Source organism: Salinispora tropica CNB-440 (genome assembly GCF_000016425.1).
Lineage (GTDB): Bacteria > Actinomycetota > Actinomycetes > Mycobacteriales > Micromonosporaceae > Micromonospora > Micromonospora tropica.
Map to the genome: position 1 here is coordinate 4,685,125 of NC_009380.1, position 17,657 is coordinate 4,702,781.

General features: G+C 67.0%; 17 protein-coding genes, 2 tRNA genes and 1 pseudogene. 12 read left to right on the plus strand and 8 right to left on the minus strand.

All coding sequences use genetic code 11. The annotated features are described in order from the left end of the window. Nucleotides 1-75 precede the first annotated feature (75 nt). Complete coding sequence (locus STROP_RS20760; protein ID WP_026275170.1) at nucleotides 76-1,194, minus strand: globin domain-containing protein; 1,119 nt, start codon at nucleotides 1,192-1,194, stop codon at nucleotides 76-78. 143 nt (nucleotides 1,195-1,337) lie between these two features. On the opposite strand from STROP_RS20760, the gene STROP_RS20765 reads away from it, so the two are divergent. The 4 genes from STROP_RS20765 (at nucleotide 1,338) to STROP_RS20780 (ending at nucleotide 3,468) form a co-directional block, all read left to right on the plus strand. Next, nucleotides 1,338-2,108 (plus strand): CPBP family intramembrane glutamic endopeptidase, encoded by a 771-nt coding sequence (locus STROP_RS20765; RefSeq protein WP_012015318.1) that lies wholly within the window; start codon nucleotides 1,338-1,340, stop codon nucleotides 2,106-2,108. Between the two features lie 223 nt (nucleotides 2,109-2,331). Beyond that, nucleotides 2,332-2,422, plus strand: a tRNA-Ser gene (locus STROP_RS20770). 35 nt (nucleotides 2,423-2,457) lie between these two features. Continuing rightward, nucleotides 2,458-2,530, plus strand: a tRNA-Arg gene (locus STROP_RS20775). 383 nt (nucleotides 2,531-2,913) lie between these two features. After that, a complete protein-coding gene (locus tag STROP_RS20780; RefSeq protein WP_012015319.1) occupies nucleotides 2,914-3,468 on the plus strand; it encodes a helix-turn-helix domain-containing protein in 555 nt (184 codons plus the stop codon). On the opposite strand, the gene STROP_RS20785 is transcribed toward STROP_RS20780, so the two are convergent. Further along, nucleotides 3,438-4,508 carry an IS630 family transposase gene (locus STROP_RS20785; RefSeq protein WP_011905904.1) on the minus strand — a complete coding sequence of 357 codons (1,071 nt, stop codon included), beginning with the start codon at nucleotides 4,506-4,508 and terminating at the stop codon, nucleotides 3,438-3,440. The two genes, STROP_RS20780 and STROP_RS20785, sit on opposite strands and share 31 nt — an antisense overlap. A 49-nt stretch (nucleotides 4,509-4,557) precedes the next feature. On the opposite strand from STROP_RS20785, the gene STROP_RS25265 reads away from it, so the two are divergent. From STROP_RS25265 to STROP_RS20805, 4 genes are all read left to right on the plus strand, one after another. After that, the gene (locus tag STROP_RS25265) at nucleotides 4,558-4,971 is read left to right on the plus strand and encodes a hypothetical protein (RefSeq protein ID WP_011905905.1); all 414 of its coding nucleotides are present in this window, start codon (nucleotides 4,558-4,560) and stop codon (nucleotides 4,969-4,971) included. A gap of 227 nt (nucleotides 4,972-5,198) precedes the next feature. Next, nucleotides 5,199-5,348, plus strand: coding sequence for a hypothetical protein (locus STROP_RS25270; protein WP_187151555.1), 150 nt, complete (start codon nucleotides 5,199-5,201; stop codon nucleotides 5,346-5,348). A gap of 523 nt (nucleotides 5,349-5,871) precedes the next feature. Continuing rightward, nucleotides 5,872-6,609, plus strand: a complete 738-nt coding sequence (locus STROP_RS24300) for a DddA-like double-stranded DNA deaminase toxin (RefSeq protein WP_080516643.1) — start codon at nucleotides 5,872-5,874, stop codon at nucleotides 6,607-6,609. Next, nucleotides 6,606-7,037, plus strand: a complete 432-nt coding sequence (locus STROP_RS20805) for an Imm1 family immunity protein (protein WP_012015321.1) — start codon at nucleotides 6,606-6,608, stop codon at nucleotides 7,035-7,037. Before STROP_RS24300 ends, STROP_RS20805 begins: the two co-directional genes overlap by 4 nt. Before the next feature lie 214 nt (nucleotides 7,038-7,251). Here the strand turns inward: STROP_RS20805 and STROP_RS25875 are convergent, their stop codons facing one another. Beyond that, nucleotides 7,252-7,557 carry a S1 domain-containing protein gene (locus STROP_RS25875; RefSeq protein ID WP_238380248.1) on the minus strand — a complete coding sequence of 102 codons (306 nt, stop codon included), beginning with the start codon at nucleotides 7,555-7,557 and terminating at the stop codon, nucleotides 7,252-7,254. 198 nt (nucleotides 7,558-7,755) lie between these two features. Here STROP_RS25875 and STROP_RS20815 point away from each other — a divergent pair, with 198 nt between their 5' ends. Further along, the gene (locus STROP_RS20815; protein ID WP_043535511.1) at nucleotides 7,756-8,244 is read left to right on the plus strand and encodes a DUF4279 domain-containing protein; all 489 of its coding nucleotides are present in this window, start codon (nucleotides 7,756-7,758) and stop codon (nucleotides 8,242-8,244) included. A gap of 241 nt (nucleotides 8,245-8,485) precedes the next feature. Here STROP_RS20815 and STROP_RS25880 read toward each other — a convergent pair whose 3' ends face one another. From STROP_RS25880 to STROP_RS20835, 4 genes are all read right to left on the minus strand, one after another. Continuing rightward, nucleotides 8,486-8,755, minus strand: a complete 270-nt coding sequence (locus tag STROP_RS25880; RefSeq protein ID WP_043535513.1) for an integrase core domain-containing protein — start codon at nucleotides 8,753-8,755, stop codon at nucleotides 8,486-8,488. Next, nucleotides 8,712-9,584: a transcriptional regulator gene (locus tag STROP_RS25885; protein WP_238380250.1), complete on the minus strand. Its 873-nt coding sequence runs from the start codon at nucleotides 9,582-9,584 to the stop codon at nucleotides 8,712-8,714. Before STROP_RS25885 ends, STROP_RS25880 begins: the two co-directional genes overlap by 44 nt. A gap of 366 nt (nucleotides 9,585-9,950) precedes the next feature. Beyond that, nucleotides 9,951-10,793, minus strand: coding sequence for an ABC transporter permease (locus tag STROP_RS20830; protein WP_012015324.1), 843 nt, complete (start codon nucleotides 10,791-10,793; stop codon nucleotides 9,951-9,953). Then, nucleotides 10,790-11,701 carry an ABC transporter ATP-binding protein gene (locus tag STROP_RS20835; protein WP_012015325.1) on the minus strand — a complete coding sequence of 304 codons (912 nt, stop codon included), beginning with the start codon at nucleotides 11,699-11,701 and terminating at the stop codon, nucleotides 10,790-10,792. The genes STROP_RS20830 and STROP_RS20835 overlap by 4 nt, the downstream gene beginning before the upstream one ends. A 132-nt stretch (nucleotides 11,702-11,833) precedes the next feature. Between STROP_RS20835 and STROP_RS20840 the strand changes: the two genes are divergently transcribed. Together STROP_RS20840 and STROP_RS20845 are read left to right on the plus strand one after the other, a co-directional pair. After that, nucleotides 11,834-13,039 (plus strand): sensor histidine kinase, encoded by a 1,206-nt coding sequence (locus STROP_RS20840; RefSeq protein ID WP_012015326.1) that lies wholly within the window; start codon nucleotides 11,834-11,836, stop codon nucleotides 13,037-13,039. Further along, entirely contained in the window at nucleotides 13,036-13,743 is a 708-nt protein-coding gene (locus STROP_RS20845) for a response regulator (RefSeq protein WP_012015327.1), read from the plus strand. The genes STROP_RS20840 and STROP_RS20845 overlap by 4 nt, the downstream gene beginning before the upstream one ends. Before the next feature lie 182 nt (nucleotides 13,744-13,925). On the opposite strand, the pseudogene STROP_RS20850 reads toward STROP_RS20845, so the two are convergent. After that, nucleotides 13,926-14,291: pseudogene (locus STROP_RS20850) on the minus strand (ADP-ribosylation/crystallin J1). A 187-nt stretch (nucleotides 14,292-14,478) separates the two neighbouring features. Between STROP_RS20850 and STROP_RS20855 the strand changes: the two are divergent. Next, entirely contained in the window at nucleotides 14,479-17,565 is a 3,087-nt protein-coding gene (locus STROP_RS20855; protein WP_012015329.1) for a Tn3 family transposase, read from the plus strand. Nucleotides 17,566-17,657: the final 92 nt, after the last annotated feature.

Sequence of the window (17,657 nt, forward strand, 5' to 3'; positions counted from 1 at the left end):
TCCGCCCGGGGGAAGGAGGGCCGGGCGGACGTGGCCGTGGTGGGCGGCGCCGGTCCGCCCGATGGGGAATGTCCGCTACAAATCACCATAGGTGTCGTACCGAGTACGCTCCGCCGGCACCTCGTCGCCGGACAGGACCCGCAGTGTGGCCCGGACCATCGGCGCCGCCCCGGAGACGTAGCAGTCGTGCGCCGTCCACGGGCCGTACCGGCCGACCACCTCGGAGATATCGCCCAGTTCACCGTCGAAGCCCGTGTCCGCACTGCACGCCGGCGTCACCGACAACCACGGATGCCGGGCGACCATCTCCTGGAGCCCGGCCAGGCCATAGAGGTCAAGCGGCGTACGGGCGCCGTAGAAGACGTGCACCCAGCGGGTCCGGTTATAGCCCGCCAGCTCCTCGACCAGCGCCTTCACCGGAGCCAACCCAACCCCGCCGGCGACACAGAGGATGTCCCGGTCCGACGCCCGATCCAACGTCATCGACCCCATCGGCGCCGCCAACCGCAACAGGTCACCCGGCTTCACCCGACGGACCAACGCGCCGGACAACCACCCCGCGCCCGGCGGAGTCCGAACGTGGAACTCCAGCACGTTCTCGTCGTTTGGCGCGTTCGCCACCGAATAGGTCCGCCACACCCGCGGGTGGTATCGGGGCGCCTCAATGCTGACGTACTGGCCCGCCTGCCACCGCAGCGGATGCTGGAGGGCCCGGACCGTCAACACCGCCGTGTCCGGCCCGTACCGGGCATGGGTCAGCACCTCGGCATGCCAGAACGGCGGGTTGTCGTCCGCCGCCGCCCCCGCGAGCATCTTGCCCGAGATCGCCGCGTACGCGTCCCGCCAGGCCTGGTCGAAGGTCAGATTCCAGCCGTCGCCGGCAGTGCTGCGCAAGGCGTCCAGCAGGGCGACGCCCATGGTCTCGTAGTGCGTCGCCTCGACGTGGTACTTGCGGTGGTCCCGGCCCAGCGAACGGAGGAACTCGTCGAAGCCCTCCGGGTCGTCCACCGTGTGGGCGGCGGTGATGATCGCCTCCAACAGACGATCACCCTGACCCGCCATCTGCGCCGGAAAAAGCGAACGCAGCTCGGGGTCGAGCAGGAACAGCCGGGCGTAGAAGTGCTCGCTCAGCCGGTCCCGGTGCTCCTCAACCAGGGTCCAACTCTCCTTGAGTAGCCGCGCGACGTCGTCCACGGGAGCGCGCTCCTTCTCCATACGGGGATCGGGCACACATAGAATGGCCACGGAGCGTGTCAATCGGTCGCACAGAATGTGCGACCGGTTCATGAGGTCTCCTCGGTGCCACGATCAGGAGTCGGGTCAGGCACAGTGGTGCGGTGACCCTCGATCTGGACCGGCCGTTGACTCGCCGGACGCTGAGCACCGAAACGTGGCTGGTCCTCGGCCTGTCACTCGGCCAGTCAGCCGTCTACGCCCTGGTGTCGATCGTCGCCAAACTCACCGCCGACGGACCGCTGTCGGCACAGACCGCCGCACTGAACACGTCCCGATCCGAGCGGCCCTACCTCGACCTCACCTACCAGCTGCTCGTGATCAGCTTCGCCCTGCTGCCGGTACTGCTCGCCGTACACCTGCTGGCTCGCAACCCCGGCGACCCGGCCCGGACTCTCGGCCTGGACGCCCGACATCCCGGCCAGGACCTCGTCCGCGGCGCCGGCCTGGCCGCGCTGATCGGCCTGCCCGGCCTGGCCCTGTTCTGGGCGGCGGCGCGGCTCGGCCTCAACGCGACGCTGGTGCCCGCCGCCCTGCCGGACCTCTGGTGGGCAGCACCAGTGTTGATCTTTGCTGCGGTCCAGAACGCCGTGCTGGAAGAAGTGATCGTGGTCGGCTACCTCGTCACCCGACTACGGCAGCTCCAGTGGCGCCTCGGTGCGGTGGTCGCCACCAGCGCGCTACTCCGCGGCTCCTACCACCTCTACCAGGGGTTCGGCGCGTTCGTCGGGAACGCGGTCATGGGCGTCGTGTTCAGCCTGTACTTCCTACGAACCCGGCGGGTGATGCCACTGGTGGTGGCGCACACGCTCCTGGATATCGTGGCCTTTGTCGGCTACACGGCGCTGCCGAAGGAATGGTTCGACTGGCTCTGAGGTCCGCGGCGACGGCGGCTGCCATCCGCAACTCACGACTCGTGACGCCCCGAGCTCCGCTGCCAGGCGGGACAGCCAGCCCATAGGGCACGGGGCACGGGTAGAGCTCGACAGGGACGGCGCCGCCGAAGGCGACCGCTCCGACCTGCCCGAGGGTAGTCGCTTTGCTCCCGGCGGCCGGGGCCCTGTATTCTCAACCTCCGGTGGCCAGCGAGGCTGCCGAGGAGACTTCGCCTAGTCTGGTCTATGGCGCCGCACTGCTAATGCGGTTGGGGTTTTAAAGCCCCTCCCGGGTTCGAATCCCGGAGTCTCCGCGCGAAAGTCGGTCGTGTAGGCTGACCAAGCACCAGCGCCCGTAGCTCAACGGATAGAGCATCTGACTACGGATCAGAAGGTTAGGGGTTCGAATCCCTTCGGGCGCGCAAGATCGTAAGGCGCTTGACCTGCAAGAACAGGGGTCAGGCGCCTTTGCTTTTCCGTCCCTGGTGGACGGTTGGGTGCTCCGTGGGTGCTCGTGCGACGCGCATCCCCTCCGTCCCGCTCCGTCCCGGCAGTAGCCCGTCCTGTCCCAGTGGGTTTTGATCATGGTTCCCCCCTTTCGGCCTACGAGCCCAGACAACGAGACGGCGAGGCCGGCCGGGCTCCCTGGTCGGGTATCGCGGCGCTGGCGGTACGTCTTCGTCAATCTCTCCGGCTCGCGGGCGCCGGCATGTCCCTGTCGCTGACATCCGTTAATGTCAACGTGCCGTTAGGGAAATAGAGAGCGGTGACCGTCTTCCTCCGATCGTGATGGAGGTCCTCCCCCTTGGACCCGCAGCAACTCAAGGATGTGAAGCGGGCGCTTGGACGGCGGCTCGCCGCGTGGCGCAAGACGCGTGGTCTGATTCAGGATGACGTGGCGCGGCTGGTGAACAGCACTCGAAGCACGGTGGCCGGGGTCGAACGCGGCGAGCAGGTGGTCGACCGGGTCTTCTGGGTGCAGTGCGAGTCACTTCTCCAGGCCGGCGGCGAGCTGATCGCCGGCTACGACGAGTACCGGTCGTTCGAGATCAGGCATCGGGAGGAAAAGGCCGACGCGGCACGCCACGCCCGCTGGGGCACAGTCCTCGATCACCAGACGATCACCGAGGCCAGCTCCCCCAGCCGGCTTCCCGATCCCGACAGGCTGTTGCCGACCACAGGTGCTTCCACTGGTGACTCAGTATTGGTGCAGGATCCGGGTGAAGCGTACGTTGGGGTGCGGCAGGCGATCATGATCGTCGCGCGGGAGACCAGCAAGCACGCGATGGACGCAGGGGCTAGTGCAGCCCCGCATAAGTTCTTGACGGGTCATGCGGCCTTGAGGGGGCGGCCGTCGTAGGTCCAGCGGAAGGGTTTCGCGGTCCGGTTGTAGTGGGTGAAGAACTTGAGGATCTTGTTGGCGAGGTGCTCGCGGGAGGTGAACTCGCCGCGACGCAGTAGCCTGCGGGTCAGGATCGAGAAGACCAGTTCCACTATGTTCAGCCAGGACGCGTGTTTCGGGGTGTAGGTCACGCTGAACCTCGGGCGTGCGGCCAGCCAGGCCCGGGTGGCTTTCGAGGTGTGACTGGACCCGTTGTCCAGGACCAGGTGAATCCGCAGGTGGGCAGGGGTTTCGAGGTCGATCTCGGTGAGGAAGTCGAGGAAGGCGTCGGAGTTGTTGCGGTCGATGATCTTCGGCCGGACGGTGCCGTCGGAGACGTCGAGGGCGGCCATCAGTGAGACGGTGCCGTGTCGGCGGTACTCGAACTCGCGGCGTTCCGGGCGGCGGTGCCCCGCGCGGCGGGTCCGGTATCGGCGTGACTTGGCCTGAATACCGGTCTTCTCGTCCACGCTGAGCAGTACCGTGCCGGCGGGAACATGCTGGTAGAGAGTGCAGATCTGCTCGGCACGGGCGAAGAAGCCGGGATCGTCGGGCCGGTTGAGCCAGCCCCGGACTCGGTGCGGTTTGATGTCGACACCGGCCAGGATCCGCCCGACCTGGCTGGCGGAGATCGCGATGCCGTGCCGCTGCCGCAGGTGCCCGGCGATCAGCGGGTGGGTCCATTGGGCGTCGGTGTCGGGTGGCTCACTGGTCGCGGTCGCGATGATCAGCAGGTGTACGTCGATGTCGTAGAGCGGCGGGCGTCCCGGGCGGGGCCGGTCGTTAAGGGCGCGCATGCCCCGGGTGCGGTAGTCGCGGCGGGTCTTACGCACGGTGGCCACCGTGCAGCCGACCTGCCGGGCGATCTGCGCGTTCGGGACCCGGTTCGCGGCGGCGAGCAGGATCCGGGCCCGGCGGACCTGCCGGAACTGTGCGCTGGACTGCCCGGCGATTCGGGTCAGGGCCTTGCGGCGGCGCCGGGTCAGCTGGACCCGGTCGACAGGTTGCAGCCTGGCCATCAGCGGCAAGCCCTCATTCCATGATCGACGAAGGTGACGATCATGGACGATGCCGCAGGAACGGGCGTGTCGGCAGGTGACGACACGCCCGGAGTTGATCACACTGGACGCCGTGCCCGTACCCAGCAAACGCGTCAAGGACGACCTCGCCGCCGACCTCGACCACCACGCCTCACAGGTCTGGCCCGGCCTGGAAGAAGTCACCATCCGCTGGCGCGGCAGCCACGGCTACGTCACCGCCTGGACCAGTGAAGACGACGGCGTACCCGTCTGCCGCCTCGAATACCTCGGCTTCGACGACGTCTACGGCTTCGCCCTCCACGACCCGGCCACCGACACCTACACCCACAGCCTGCTCCCCGACGGACACCCCGAAGGCAGCCCACAAGACGCCCTCGACTGCGCCATACGACTGCACCTGACCGGCATCGCCGATCAGCCCCTCAACGACGAAGACGACTGACAACCAACCCCGCACGACCCGTCAAGAACTTATGCGGGGCTGCACTAGCGGGCCGTCAACCACGGTACCGACCCGATCGATAGACTATCGAGGCGCAGCGGTCGAATAGAACGATGCTGACGGCCCTATTACCAGGGATCCCTCTTAGTCGTCTCGCTGTCCACAGGACCGATAGTTATCCACAGGTCGCGTGCGGCTTGCAATTGACGCATCGCCGTGGATGCATGGTGATCGGCATGTTCTGCGTCTACGAATGGGATGACCGCCGGGAACTCGTGATGGTAACTGTGGCGGACGGGTTCGGTCTGCGCTGGTATCAGGTGATGACCTGGGTGCAGTGGCAGGAGGTTGTCGACCTTGCCGAAGTGACGGGCTAGCTCGATCTGCTGAAGTTCCGCGCGCTGGTCCTTCGGGTTCTCGACGGGTAAGGGGGTCAATCAAAGGCGCGTAGGGGCTGGCACCGGAGGTACGTCGCAGGCAGCCGGCCGGTTCGTTTCGCTCTGGCCAACAGTGGAAAGCGTTGAGATAGACCGCCTGAGGAAGCCCGGCAGCGAGTCTCGAGGTCAAGCGACGTGACCGGCCTGCCGCCTCCGCTAGCGTATGAGCTGGTCAGGGCGGCCACGGGGGAAGCCGCCCTGACCAGCGATTCCGCATACGGTACGAGCAATCTAGTCGAAGAGCAACCGGCGGAGCGGCAGGCTGAGCCAACAGCACGCGCTCGTAGAGCGCTGGGGCCATACAGCCGTGGCGGGACTACTGGGCTGGCTTGTGACCTCCACCGGCAACACCCATCGCGCTTTCGAAAGGCACCGGTTTCTCCGCCGTGCCGTTGAGGGCGGGTAGCGGCATCGACCGGCCGGTACGCTTTCGTTTCATGTGCTGGGGAGCCGGCCGGTGAGCATGGCCTCGGTCGCCGCCGGGCTGCGCACGGTCCTGGACGGCATCGCCCGGACACGGGCAGGGGCGGCGGCTGGGGTCGAGGCGGCGATCCGGGCCCGCGATCGGCTCACCGCAGTGACCGCGTCCAGTCGGCACCCGCTGGTCGACCAAGCCTTGCAGCACGTCACGGCCGCGATCGAGCGCCTACAGGTGGCAGACCGGGACGCGGCCCTGGCAGCATCTGCCCTTGTAGCGTATGGCCGCACTCTCGGCATCAGCCTCCCGGTACCACCCCCGGTATCGGCCCCGACGCGCGGCGCTGCCCCGGTGCCGTCCTGGATCCGGCAGACCGGACAGGATCTGCCCACTCGCCCCGACGATCACGGCCCGACCCACGGCCAGGCATTCGACTCGACCGGACGCCCGTTGTCGGCCGAGCCTTGGAGAAGCGGACGCAACATCGCATCTACCAGCGATCTGCGTCCGATTCCCGGGCTGAAGGGGTTTCCGTGGACGCTCACCGATCACGTGGAGTCACGTGCCGCTCAGCAGATGCGCCGTCCCGGCGCACCGCGCGAGGTCAGTCTCGTGGTCAACAAAGAGCCCTGCACGGACGACCCGTACGGTTGCGATCGGATACTGCGACACATCATCCCGGCGGGTTCGCGTCTCACGATCTACGTGCGAGATCCGGACGCTCCGGCTGGGGTGCGAACGGTCGGCCAGTACGAGGGAACCGGAAAGGGGATCGTGTCGTGAGCTACGTCGTCACGTGGGGTCGGGGTAACCGCCGGCCCGGCTCCACCATCGCGGAGGTGGACACCGCTCTCAACGACGCCGCCGCGTCCGGTGTCCCGCAAGTCGTCGGGATCTACCCGCCGCAGCACCTGGCTGGTGACGCTTCTCCATGGGACGCACCGCTGCCGCCGGCGCTACAGATCGGCGTTGGCCATCCGGACCGGTCGTTTGTGCTCTGGCTCGGCCCCGAAGGCGGGATCGGCGTCGAGGCGGATGCCCCACCGTGGCCGGACGGCACCCCCGACATCGCCTTCGACTACGGCGGCGACGCCGTTTTCGCCGGCCCCGACCGAGCCCGAGTCACACCGGACACCGCTCGGCAGGCCGCTCGCGAGTTCGTCCGCACTGGCCAGCGACCGACCTGCGTACAGTGGACAAGCGACCAGTAGGCTAGGAACAGGCTGCTCTATGTTCACATCGTTGATGGCTGGTTGCCGACATTTCACAGTGTCTTTTGCCCCGTGTGTGCCCGGCAGACTCCTTGTCCCCCAGGCAACGATCAGGGTGTCTCCAGCTGGGCGAACCTTGGCCATACGCTGCCGCTCGCGTCCGGTGTCGTCCACGGACGTCCAGCCCCGTGCACCCAGATCGTCACCCGGTTAGTCACTCAACCGCTTCGGTCGCTGGCCGCAACCGCACCTGCCGGTTGTGATCGGCGTGGTTGACCACGACCAGGTCGAGGTAGACGCCGATGGCTGGAAGCTCGCCGCCGCGCGGAAGCGTGGCTATCTCCACCAGGCCAAGCGCATCCGGCTGGCCGTCGATCTCTACGAAGACACCGAACCGTATCGTCGCGAGGACCCTCGCCCGGACTCGTTCACCCACAGGCAGCGCCGACTTGGTCTCTGTCCACGAGCGCCTTGCTCGCTCAGCTCTGCCGTCCAGCAAGCTCCAGGCGTCGGGACTCATAGTCGCCCATCCTCGCACGGTCAGTTTGGGAATCGCGTTGGTTCATACCCTGAGTAGCCATTCCGGCCGACAGAGGAGCACGGAGCATTCAGACTGAGGCCGTTTGAGTGCCACCGTCGACCTGTGTTGACCGCTGCATCGGGCACGAAGCGGGCACGAAGCGGTGCTGCGGGCTGTTCGCTGCGCCGGCCCGTTGCCATGATCAGAGCCATGCGGGTAGATCAGTATGTGTACTTCTCATTGCGGTCGGACCACATGCCGGCGCGCGAGATGGCGGGCCGCTTGGGCATGGAGCCAGACGAGATTAGCGTCAAGGCCAGCAAGAGGGTGGACCCTCCGGTGCCGTGTGTTCACGCGTGGAGGCTTGTGTGCCGTGATGGTGGCCTGACGCTCGATGAGCAGATTGACCGCCTCATCGAGCGACTTGAGCCCTTCGCCGATGAGATCGCGGCCCTGGCTAGAGAGATCGATGCGTCGGAGGGGGAGGGCATCACCGGGACGCTCCAGGTGGTGCGCTACTTCAATGACGACGGTGGCGAAGGGGAGAGTCCGCAGCCGAACGGCACTGACCTGGTTCGCTTACCCGGCCAGCATCAGCGTCTTGGCTGGCACCTCGATCGCAAGGTCCTGGAGTTTCTTCACCGCACGGGAGCCGAGCTGGACGTGGACGAGTACGGGGATGACTAAGGTTTGACCAGCGCTTCGGTGTGAAGGAATGATCGCGGGCGCCTAAGCTGCCTTAGCCGCCGGGACAACGCGGCCAGAAACTCTACCGATTTCCACGGGCGTCCAGCCTGGTCCGCATCCGTTGTCACTCAGTTAGTCACCCAGGCTCGCCGGCCTCGCCCATCCGCACAACGTCCTCGTGGGTCGCCCGTCACACGCGCTAGGGCAACACTGTACCTGCCGAAAATGTCATCCGCGCTGGTCAGGCAGCGTGTTCGTACTCGTGGAGGATGCCGCCGAGACGGTCACGTCGATGGATGTTCAGGTGGGTGAGCCGGTCCGGGTCGGTGATCGGTTCGGGCAGTGGCGCGAGTGGCCGGACGTTGGCGATGCCCTGATGAGGGCGATGCTCGTTGTAGAAGACCTCGTATTCGCGGAGTGCGTGCAGCAGGTGCCGCTGGTTGAGGATCAGCGTCCGGTCGAGGAGTTCACGCCGGCAGGTCCGGATCCAGCGTTCCATGATCGCGTTCATCCGGGGTACCCGTGTCCCGGTACGGACGACATCGATACCGGCGTCGGCGAGGACGATGTCGAACAGGACCGGGTACGTGCCATCCCTGTCCCGGATCATGTATTTCACCTGGCAGCCGGCGTCTTCCAGGTCCATCACCAGGTTGCGTGCGGTCTGGGTCACCCAGGCTGCGGTCGGGTGCGCTGTGGCACCGAGGATTCGGGATGCGGCGGGTGGCGTGTTCGATGACGGCCAGGACGTAGAGGCGTGCACCGGTCAGCATCACGGTTTCGAAAAAGTCGGCGGCGATGATGGCGTGGGCTTGGGAGCGTAGGAACGTCGCCCATGTGTTGCTGGTGCGCTGAGGTGCCGGATCGACACCGGCCTCTTTCAGGATCTCCCAGACGGTGGAGGCGGCGACCTTGACGCCCAGGACGAGTAGTTCGCCGTGGATACGGCGGTATCCCCAGGTGCTGTTCTCCGAGGCTAGGCGCAGGACCAGCCGGCGGATTGACCGGATCGTTCGTGGCCGTCCGGCCCGGTGGGGCCGGGAACTCCTGGCATGCCGGCGGGCGATCAGATCGCGGTGCCAGCGCAGTACGGTCTCCGGGCGCACCAGCAGCCGCAGCTGGTTGCGCACGGTTCGCGGTAGCGGGTGCAGCAGGGCCGCGAGCCAGGCCCGATCCGCTGGGGTGAACCGGACCCGGTCGCCGTGCAGGTGCCGTTCGAGCACCATGATCTGGTGCCGTAGCGCGAGGATTTCGGCGTCCTTGTCGCGGTCGCTCATCGGAAGCAGCCGCAGTAGGGTCAGAGTGTTGGTCACGCCGAGGTACGCCAGTCGAAACAACACACCTCATCGTCGCCCAGCGCTCGACGTAGAGCACCGTCACGATCCAGCCGAGAAGATCCGCGTCGGCCCCAGCATCCCTGCCCCCGTGATCAAGATGGCTGTGACCAGGGTGGATGAGATTCTCGGCATCCACACATCCGCAACCCTTCCATCAAGAACTCACGCATTCATTGGACCGAATACTGATGCTCTGCCGGAAAGCAGGGCAACAGCGCCGTGCAGCAGAAAGCTGGTTCGGGCAACGCCCGACACAGAGGATGCCCCGAAAGCAACGTGCGATCAATAGAAACGACCGCGCCGGCCCTGGAAAGCCGCGGACCGGCGCGTTCAAATGGGTAATTCCAGCAGTTGTACGGTGCTCGCCCGTCAGTGGTCCCTGCGCTTCACGACCACCACCGTGAGGATCACCGCGACCATCGCCCAGACGGCGTAGACGGTCCACGCGTCGGAGATCGGCCACGGGTAGGGTCGGCTGCCGAAATCGATGTCGGTGATGCGCATCCACGCGCGGTAGGGCGTCAGGTGGCCGATCACGGCGGTGGCGTAAGTCTGCTCGCTGAGCGAGATCGGCACGAGTATGTAGGCGACCACGTACCCGCTGATCGTGGCGATGCTGTGCCGCAGGAGGACACCGATGGCCATGGCCACCAGCGGGGCCAGCGGCGCCATCAGCACGGAGGCCAGCACCCGTTCCGCCACACCCGGATCGGTAATCGACAGACCCACGTCCTTCTGGTCGAGGATCGCCTGGGTGACGAAGAAGGACCCACCGACGACCACCAGGCCGTATAATGATGACACCGCCGTGACGACGACAAGCTTCGCCACCATCACCGCGCCGCGCGCCGGTACCGCCGTGAAGGTGGACCGGATCAGGCCGGTGCTGTACTCACTGACCACGACGTTCGCGCCTATCGCGCCGAGCGCCAGTATGAGCACGAGGCAGGACACGGGGGTGAAGGCGTCGAACATCGCATACTTGGTGAAGTCCGCGCGAGCGGCCGCCGAGAATCCCTCCAGATTGGCATAGTCTCCATACGCCGAATAGCAGTTGAAGGCTAAAATGGCAACGCCGCTCACCACCAGCGTCCAGGTGATCGAGAGCAACGACCAGAACTTTATCCACTCGGCCGCCAGCAGATCCCAGAAGCTCGTCCGAGCATTCGTTTTCGCGGTCTCCGGCACCGCTTCGATCGCCGACTCGGTCACTGCTTCCTCCCCGCTCGATATTCGATACTGTCGCCAGTCATCTTCATGAACGCCTCCTCGAGGGAAGAGACTCGCGGGCTTAGCTCGTGCAATGGTATGAATTTCGCGAAAGCCAGGTTGCCGATGTCACCGGCGCTCATCTGCTGCACCGACAGCGCCCCGTCGGCCTGGGTGGTGACCTTCGCACCGGCCTCGGCCAGCGCCGCAGTCAGCGCGGTAGGGTCGGGAGTCCGCACCGTCACCGAGGGGATCCTGCCGCGGGCGGCGAACTCGGCCAGCGTTTCGGCCGCGATCAGCCGTCCTTGGCCGATGACGACTAGGTCGATCGCGGTGTGTTCCATCTCCGACATGAGGTGGCTGGAGATCAATACCGTGCGGCCCTCGTGGGCCAGCTGGTGGAAGAGCTCGCGCACCCACCTCACGCCCTCGGGGTCGAGGCCGTTGAGCGGCTCGTCGAACAGCAGCACGGGAGGGTCTCCGAGCAGGGCGGCGGCGATTCCCAGGCGCTGCTTCATGCCCAGCGAGTAGTTCCCCACGCGCCGCGCCGCGACGTCGGCCAGGCCCACCTCCTCCAGCACCTGCCGTACCCGGCTCCGGCCGAGGCCGTTGCTGCGGGCAAGCGCGACTAGGTGGTCCTGCCCGGTGCGGCCGCCGTGCGCGTCTCGGGCGTCCAGCAGGGCTCCCACGTACCGCAGGCCCCGAGGGTGGGTGCCGAACGGCACCCCGTCGATGGTGGCCGTGCCGCGGGTCGGCTTGCTCAGCCCGACCAGGATGCTCAGGGTGGTCGTCTTGCCCGCGCCGTTGGGACCGAGGAATCCGGTTACCCGCCCCGGCCGCACGGTGAAGGACAGGTCATCGACGGCCGTGGTCCCACCGTAGCGTTTCGTCAGTTGCTTCACTTCGATCACGAGAACTATCGTCCCGATTCGGGCGGCCCGGCGCATTCGTCCCAGGCTGACACTTCGGCGAGCCGCGTATCATCCCCGGTTGTACAACCGTGCTCCGATGTATCCGGAAAGTCCTGCGGCTAGATTTGTGTCGTGCATGCGGCGCCGAACGTCCTCCTCACCAGGCCCGGATCGTTGCAGCTGGTCACCCCGCTGATCTTCGTCTCGTGGCTGTTGACGGCATACCCGTGGGCCTGGTTCCTGACTAGCCCGCCCGAGGAACGCTGGTCGTCGCTGTTCCCGCCGGGCGTCCTCGCCACCACCGCGGCCCGGGTAGCTCTGCTGGTGGCCGCCGCCGCGGCGCTGGCCGGCAGCATCCGGTTGCGCCGGTTACCCCTGCCCGCCTTCGGGCTGCTACTGGCCAGCATCGCGATCCCCACCCTAGCGTGGCAGCAGCCGGAGATCTGGGCGTTGCAGATCCTCCCGATCGACTTCGCCCTGGTGGCCATCACGCTGTACTCCGCACCCCGGGTGACGCTGACCGCGACCAGCCTGGCCCTGGGCCTGCTCGCCGTCTGTCTGATCACACGCTTGGTGGTGCATGGGGAAGGCGGCACCCCGTCGGAACCGGGCATGGCGCTCACCGTGGGCATGGCCGTCCTCATCGGAACGGTGATCCGGCAGCGACGGGCCCAGGCCGCGGCCGCGCGCAGACAGGCCTCCGCCGAGGTGGTCAGCGCCGAACGGCTCCGGATCGCCCGCGATCTTCACGACATGGTGGCGCACAGCCTTGGCGTCATCGCGCTGCAGGCCGGTGCGGCGGGCCGCGTCATGCATACGCAACCGGAAGCCGCCCGGGAAGCGATCCACAACATCGAGAAGGTCGGCCAGGAGACCCTGTCCGGCCTACGCCGGGTCGTCTCCTCGCTGCGCAACGTCGACCCCGACCGGCCGGACTCCCCCACGGCGGCGCCCTCGCTCGCCACCCTCGACGAGCTCATCGCCACCACCCGGGCGGCCGGCGTGGACATCGACGTGAGCCGGCAGGGCGAGCCGCGGGCCCTGCCCATGGAGATCGACGCCGCCGCATATCGCATCGTTCAAGAGGCTGTGGCCAACGTGATCCGACATGCCGAGACCGACGCCTGCCGGATCCTGATCAGTTCCCGCGAAGGCGAGTTGTTCGTGGAGGTGGTCGACGACGGAGCCGGTCGCGGCCGGCGGCCTGGGGCCGGGTTCGGACTGGCCGGCATGCGGGAGCGGGTCGAGATGCTGCACGGCACGATCGTCACTGGCCCACGTCCGGAGGGCGGCTTCCGGGTGGCGGCCCACCTACCCCTCCCGACGGACGACCGATGATCATCGAGGTTCTGGTCGTCGACGACCAGCCGCTGGTCCGATCGGCCTTGCGTATGGTTGTGGCAGAGGTGGACGACATGGTGATCGCTGGTGAGGCGGAGACCGGCGAGGAAGCGGTCCGGCTAACCCGCGAACTGAAACCGGACGTCGTCCTGATGGATCTGCGGATGCCCGGGATGGGCGGCATCGAGGCCACCGGACAGATCGTCAGGCTGTCGCCCGAGACGCGGGTGCTGGTCCTGACCACCTTCGACGAGGACGACCACGTGTTCGGGGCGCTGCAGGCCGGTGCGGCCGGGTTTTTGATCAAGAACATGTCCCTGGACGACATCCTCGATGCCGTCCGCACCGTCGCGCACGGCAACGGCCTTCTCGCCCCGAGCGTCACCCGTCGCTTGATCAAGCATGTCGTCGACACCCGCACCGCGCCCACTGTCCCCCGCCGACCCCTCTCCGGCATCACCGAGCGAGAACGAGAAGTGCTCACACTGGTGGGACGGGGCCTGTCCAACTCCGAGATCGCCGACGAGCTACGGCTGAGCCACGCCACCGTCAAGACCTACATCACCCGGCTGCTGAGCAAGCTCGGCGCCCGTGACCGGGTCCATCTGGTCATCGCCGCCTATGAGGCGGGCCTGGCCACGGTAGCCATCGGAGGACCCGGCGTTGAGTATGCAGCCTTCGATGGGCAGGAAGGGATATGACCCCTTCACGCATGGCCGGCTTGGCCGCCGCAGTCATCACCGCCGCAGCCGCGCTCCTGATCGGCCCGGCGTCACCCGCCGCCGCGACCACCGCCGCACAAGTGCTCGTTGCCATAGGGTCCTGGTAGTCCGGCCAGGAGATGCTGGACCCTCGCGAGCCGCTCAGACGCGTCCAACGCCGGTCACCCGGTCGGCCGGCTGTCGGGCCGGAACTCGTGGACGACCTCGATCTGCCCGACGATGTGCTGGTTGAACTTTGTCGAGATCCTCGGCCAGCAACCACAGCTCAAGGATGTCGCGCCCGCCTGCCTGCCTGACCGGGTAACGGGACGCGAATCGCGGTCGGCGTCAAACCGGGTGACGTAGCCGACGCCGGAGGCGGGAACGTTCCAGTCCCTGGCGATCATGATTGCGTACTGCTCGTTGAGGACCGGGTAGAAGATGGACTGGTCGGGCAGTCGCGGCGGCCACGCCTTCCAGCCGGAAGCGCGCACGAGGTCGAGCTCCTCGGGGCCGGTCGGCCGCCACAAGGTCATCGTCTCGGCCACAGCGGCGCTCCTTCCTGGGGTGCAGCCAAGGTACGGCGGAAACCGGCAATAGGGTGAGCGGTCCTTTGGCTTTGCGCTGGTGAGGGCCGGTATCTCGGAGCTGATCGATGCCGGTCTTCGACTTTGTTGATCTTTTGGTACGTTCCCGATCCGTCCGGGTTGATCTTTACGGGTCTGGGGTTGTGACGTGACGTCGATCGAGCGGACCGCGTATCCGCGGTTCAAGCGGTTTCTGTCGGCCCGGGAATTGCACGTGTTCTACACGCCGCAGCCGGAGGAGATCGCGTGGACGAGCGGGCTGGTGCGCTCGGACAGTCATCTGCTGGCGTTCATGGTGCAGCTGAAGTGCTTCAACCGGATGGGGTACTTCCCGCGGCTGGATGAGGTCCCGGAGGCGGTGGTGGCCCACATCCGGCGGGATCTGGGCCTGGGTGAGGACGTCGCCGCGGTGTACGACTCGGAGCGGACCTGGGGCCGTCATCGGCTGCTGATCCGCCGACGTAGTGAAGTCGTGTCGGACATGCCGGCGGCCCGGGCGGTGGCCGCCGCGGCGATCCGGGAGGCTGCCGGGCGTAAGAACGATCCGGCCGACCTGATCAATGTGGCGTTGGAGAAGCTGGTCGAGGGCTCGTTCGAGCTGCCGGGTTACACGACGTTGGACGAGATGGCCTCGGCGATCCGCGAGGAGGTCAACTCGGCGATCTTCGCGCTGGTCGTCGAGCGCATCGGTCCGGCAGGTGTGGCCGGGTTGGATCGGATGCTGATTACGGCGGGTGGTCCGGGGAGCAAGAGCGACTACAACCGGTTGAAGCGGACCGCGCCGCGGCCGTCGTGGACGAACTACCGGCTGCAGATCGAGCATCTGCGCTGGGCCGACAGTCTTGGTGACTCGCGGTCCTGGTGGGAGGGCATCGCGCGATCGAAGATCGCCGACTTTGCCGGGGAGGGCGAGGCCGGTGACGCCGCGGTGCTGGGCGACTACGGGGACGCGAAGCGTATCGCGATCCTGGCGGCGATGGTTTACGCCGCGCAGCAGCGGGCCCGCGACGACACAGCGGAGATGTTCTGCCGGCGGGTCGGCACCCTGACCAAGCGGGCCCGGCTGGAGCTGGAGGAGCTGAAGAAGAAGCAGCAGAAGGTCACCGAGGCGCTGATCGTCAACTACCGGCAGGTCCTGGAGCACCTCGACCCGTACGGTCCGGCCGCGGCCCAGCACGCCGCGACGCTGGAGATGGCCCGCAAGACAGTCGAGGCCGCGGGCGGTTTCCCGGAGGAGCTGGCCCGCATCGATGCGGTCCGGGCGACCCACGGCGACAACCATGTGCCGCTGGTGGCCCGGCATTTCCGCAAGGACCGGTCGTCGATGCTGGCCATGGTGGGCGTCCTGGACTTGGAGGCGACCAGCGCGGACCGCAGTGTGTTGCAGCTGCTGGACTACATGCGTGAGCACACGATGCTGACCCGCGATCACATCCCTGACCGGATCTCGGTGTTAGACGAGCAGGGCCGGCCGGTGACCTACCCAGAGACGGGTGAGCAGCGGATCCACGTGTTTGACACGTCGTTCGCGTCGGAGAACTGGAACAGGTCGATCCGGGACCGCAGCCGGCCCGGCATGTTCGTACGCCGGCACTTGGAGGCGTGCGTGCTGACGTATCTGGCCGAGGAACTGCGGACCGGCGACATCGCTGTGACCGGCGCGCAGGCGTACGCGAACTGGGCTGATCAGCTGCTGTCCCCGGACGAAGTCGCCGCGATGCTGCCGGGCTTCTGTGCCGAGGTCGGTATCCCGGCGACAGCCGCCGGGTTCCGCGCGGACCTGCACGAGCGCCTCGACGCGCAGTGCCGGGCAACCGACAGCGCGTATCCGGACCTGGCCGACTTCACCATCGACGAGCTCGGCCGTCCATCGCTCAAGCAGCTGCGAGCGGCGCCGCCCACACCGTCGGCGCAGGCCATCGCGCTCGCCGTGCGGGACCGGATGCCGGAGCGCACGCTGATGGGGATCCTGGCCCGCACCGGGCACTGGCTGGACTGGTGGCGCCGGTTCTCGCCCGTGTCGGGTTCGGATCCGAAGCTCAAAGACCCGTTCGTGCGCTACATCCTGACCACGTTCACGTACGGCACGAACCTGGGGCCGGCGCAGGCCGCCCGGCACATCGCCGGGGTCAGCGCCCACGAGCTGGCCACCACGTCGGCGCGGCACGTCACGATCGGCAAGCTGAACAAGGCCATCGCCGACGTCGTCGATGCGTTCACCGAGCTGGACCTAATCAAGGTGTGGGGCGACGGATCGGTGGTCGCCGCGGACGGTACCCAGGTGGACACGTTCATCGACAACCTCCTGGCGGAGACGTCGATCCGGTACGGCGGCACCGGCGGGATCGCGTACCACTACGTGTCGGACACCTACATCGCGTTGTTCTCCAAGTTCATCCCGGTCGGGGTGTGGGAGGCCGTGCACATCATCCAGGGCCTGCTCGACCAGCAGTCCAAGGTGCGGCCGGGCACGATCCACGCCGACACCCAGGGCCAGGCGCTGCCCGTCTACGCGCTCGCGCATTTGTGCGGGTTCGAGCTGATGCCGCGGGTGCGTAACTGGAAGGATCTCAACTTCTACCGCACGTCGGCGGCCACCCGGTTCCGGCACATCGAGGCCCTGTTCGGCGAGCCCGGCCGCAACGTCATCGACTGGGACCTGATCGAACGCCACTACGACGACCTGATGCGGATCGTGCTTTCCGTCGCGGCCGGGAAGATCTCATCCGTGACGTTGCTGCGCCGGCTGTCGACCTACTCCCGGCGCAACAACTTCTACAAGGCCTTCCGCGAGGTCGGCCGGGTCATCCGCACGATCCAGCTACTGCGCTACCTGTCGGACCCGCAGCTACGCCGGCGGACCACCGCGGCGACCAACAAGGTCGAGTCCTACAACAACTTCTCCGCCTGGTGCCGATTCGGCAACGAGGGCCGCGTCCGCGACAACGACCCCGCCGAGCAGGAGAAACACATCAAGTTCTCCACCCTGCTGACCAACGCGGTCATCTTTCACACCACCCTGGACATGATGAGCGTGCTCCGGCAACTCGCCGGTGAGGGCTGGGAGATCAAACCGGAGGACCTGGCCGTGCTGTCGCCGTACCAGACGATGCGGATCAACCGGTTCGGCGTCTACGCCACCGACGAGATCACCATCACCCCCGAGCAGTACGACGCGCACCTACCCGACATCGACCTCACCATCCCGGAGCCCGTACCGTCACCCGCCCGGTGACGGTCGCCGAATGAGCTCGGTGGTGCCCGGCGGCCGCTGCGTGATCCTGACGTGGGCGGGGAGGACTGGTCCCCTGATGGCTCGCCGCCCTC

Coding starts and splice junctions, on each gene's coding strand:
- STROP_RS25265 (WP_011905905.1), top strand. CDS start 4,558: ATGCCGCAGGAACGGGCGTGTCGGCAGGTGACGACACGCCCGGAGTTG.
- STROP_RS25880 (WP_043535513.1), bottom strand. CDS start 8,755: ATGAACGCGATCATGGAACGCTGGATCCGGACCTGCCGGCGTGAACTC.
- STROP_RS20845 (WP_012015327.1), top strand. CDS start 13,036: ATGATCATCGAGGTTCTGGTCGTCGACGACCAGCCGCTGGTCCGATCG.
- STROP_RS20785 (WP_011905904.1), bottom strand. CDS start 4,508: ATGGCCAGGCTGCAACCTGTCGACCGGGTCCAGCTGACCCGGCGCCGC.
- STROP_RS25875 (WP_238380248.1), bottom strand. CDS start 7,557: ATGAGTCCCGACGCCTGGAGCTTGCTGGACGGCAGAGCTGAGCGAGCA.
- STROP_RS20815 (WP_043535511.1), top strand. CDS start 7,756: ATGATCAGAGCCATGCGGGTAGATCAGTATGTGTACTTCTCATTGCGG.
- STROP_RS24300 (WP_080516643.1), top strand. CDS start 5,872: ATGGCCTCGGTCGCCGCCGGGCTGCGCACGGTCCTGGACGGCATCGCC.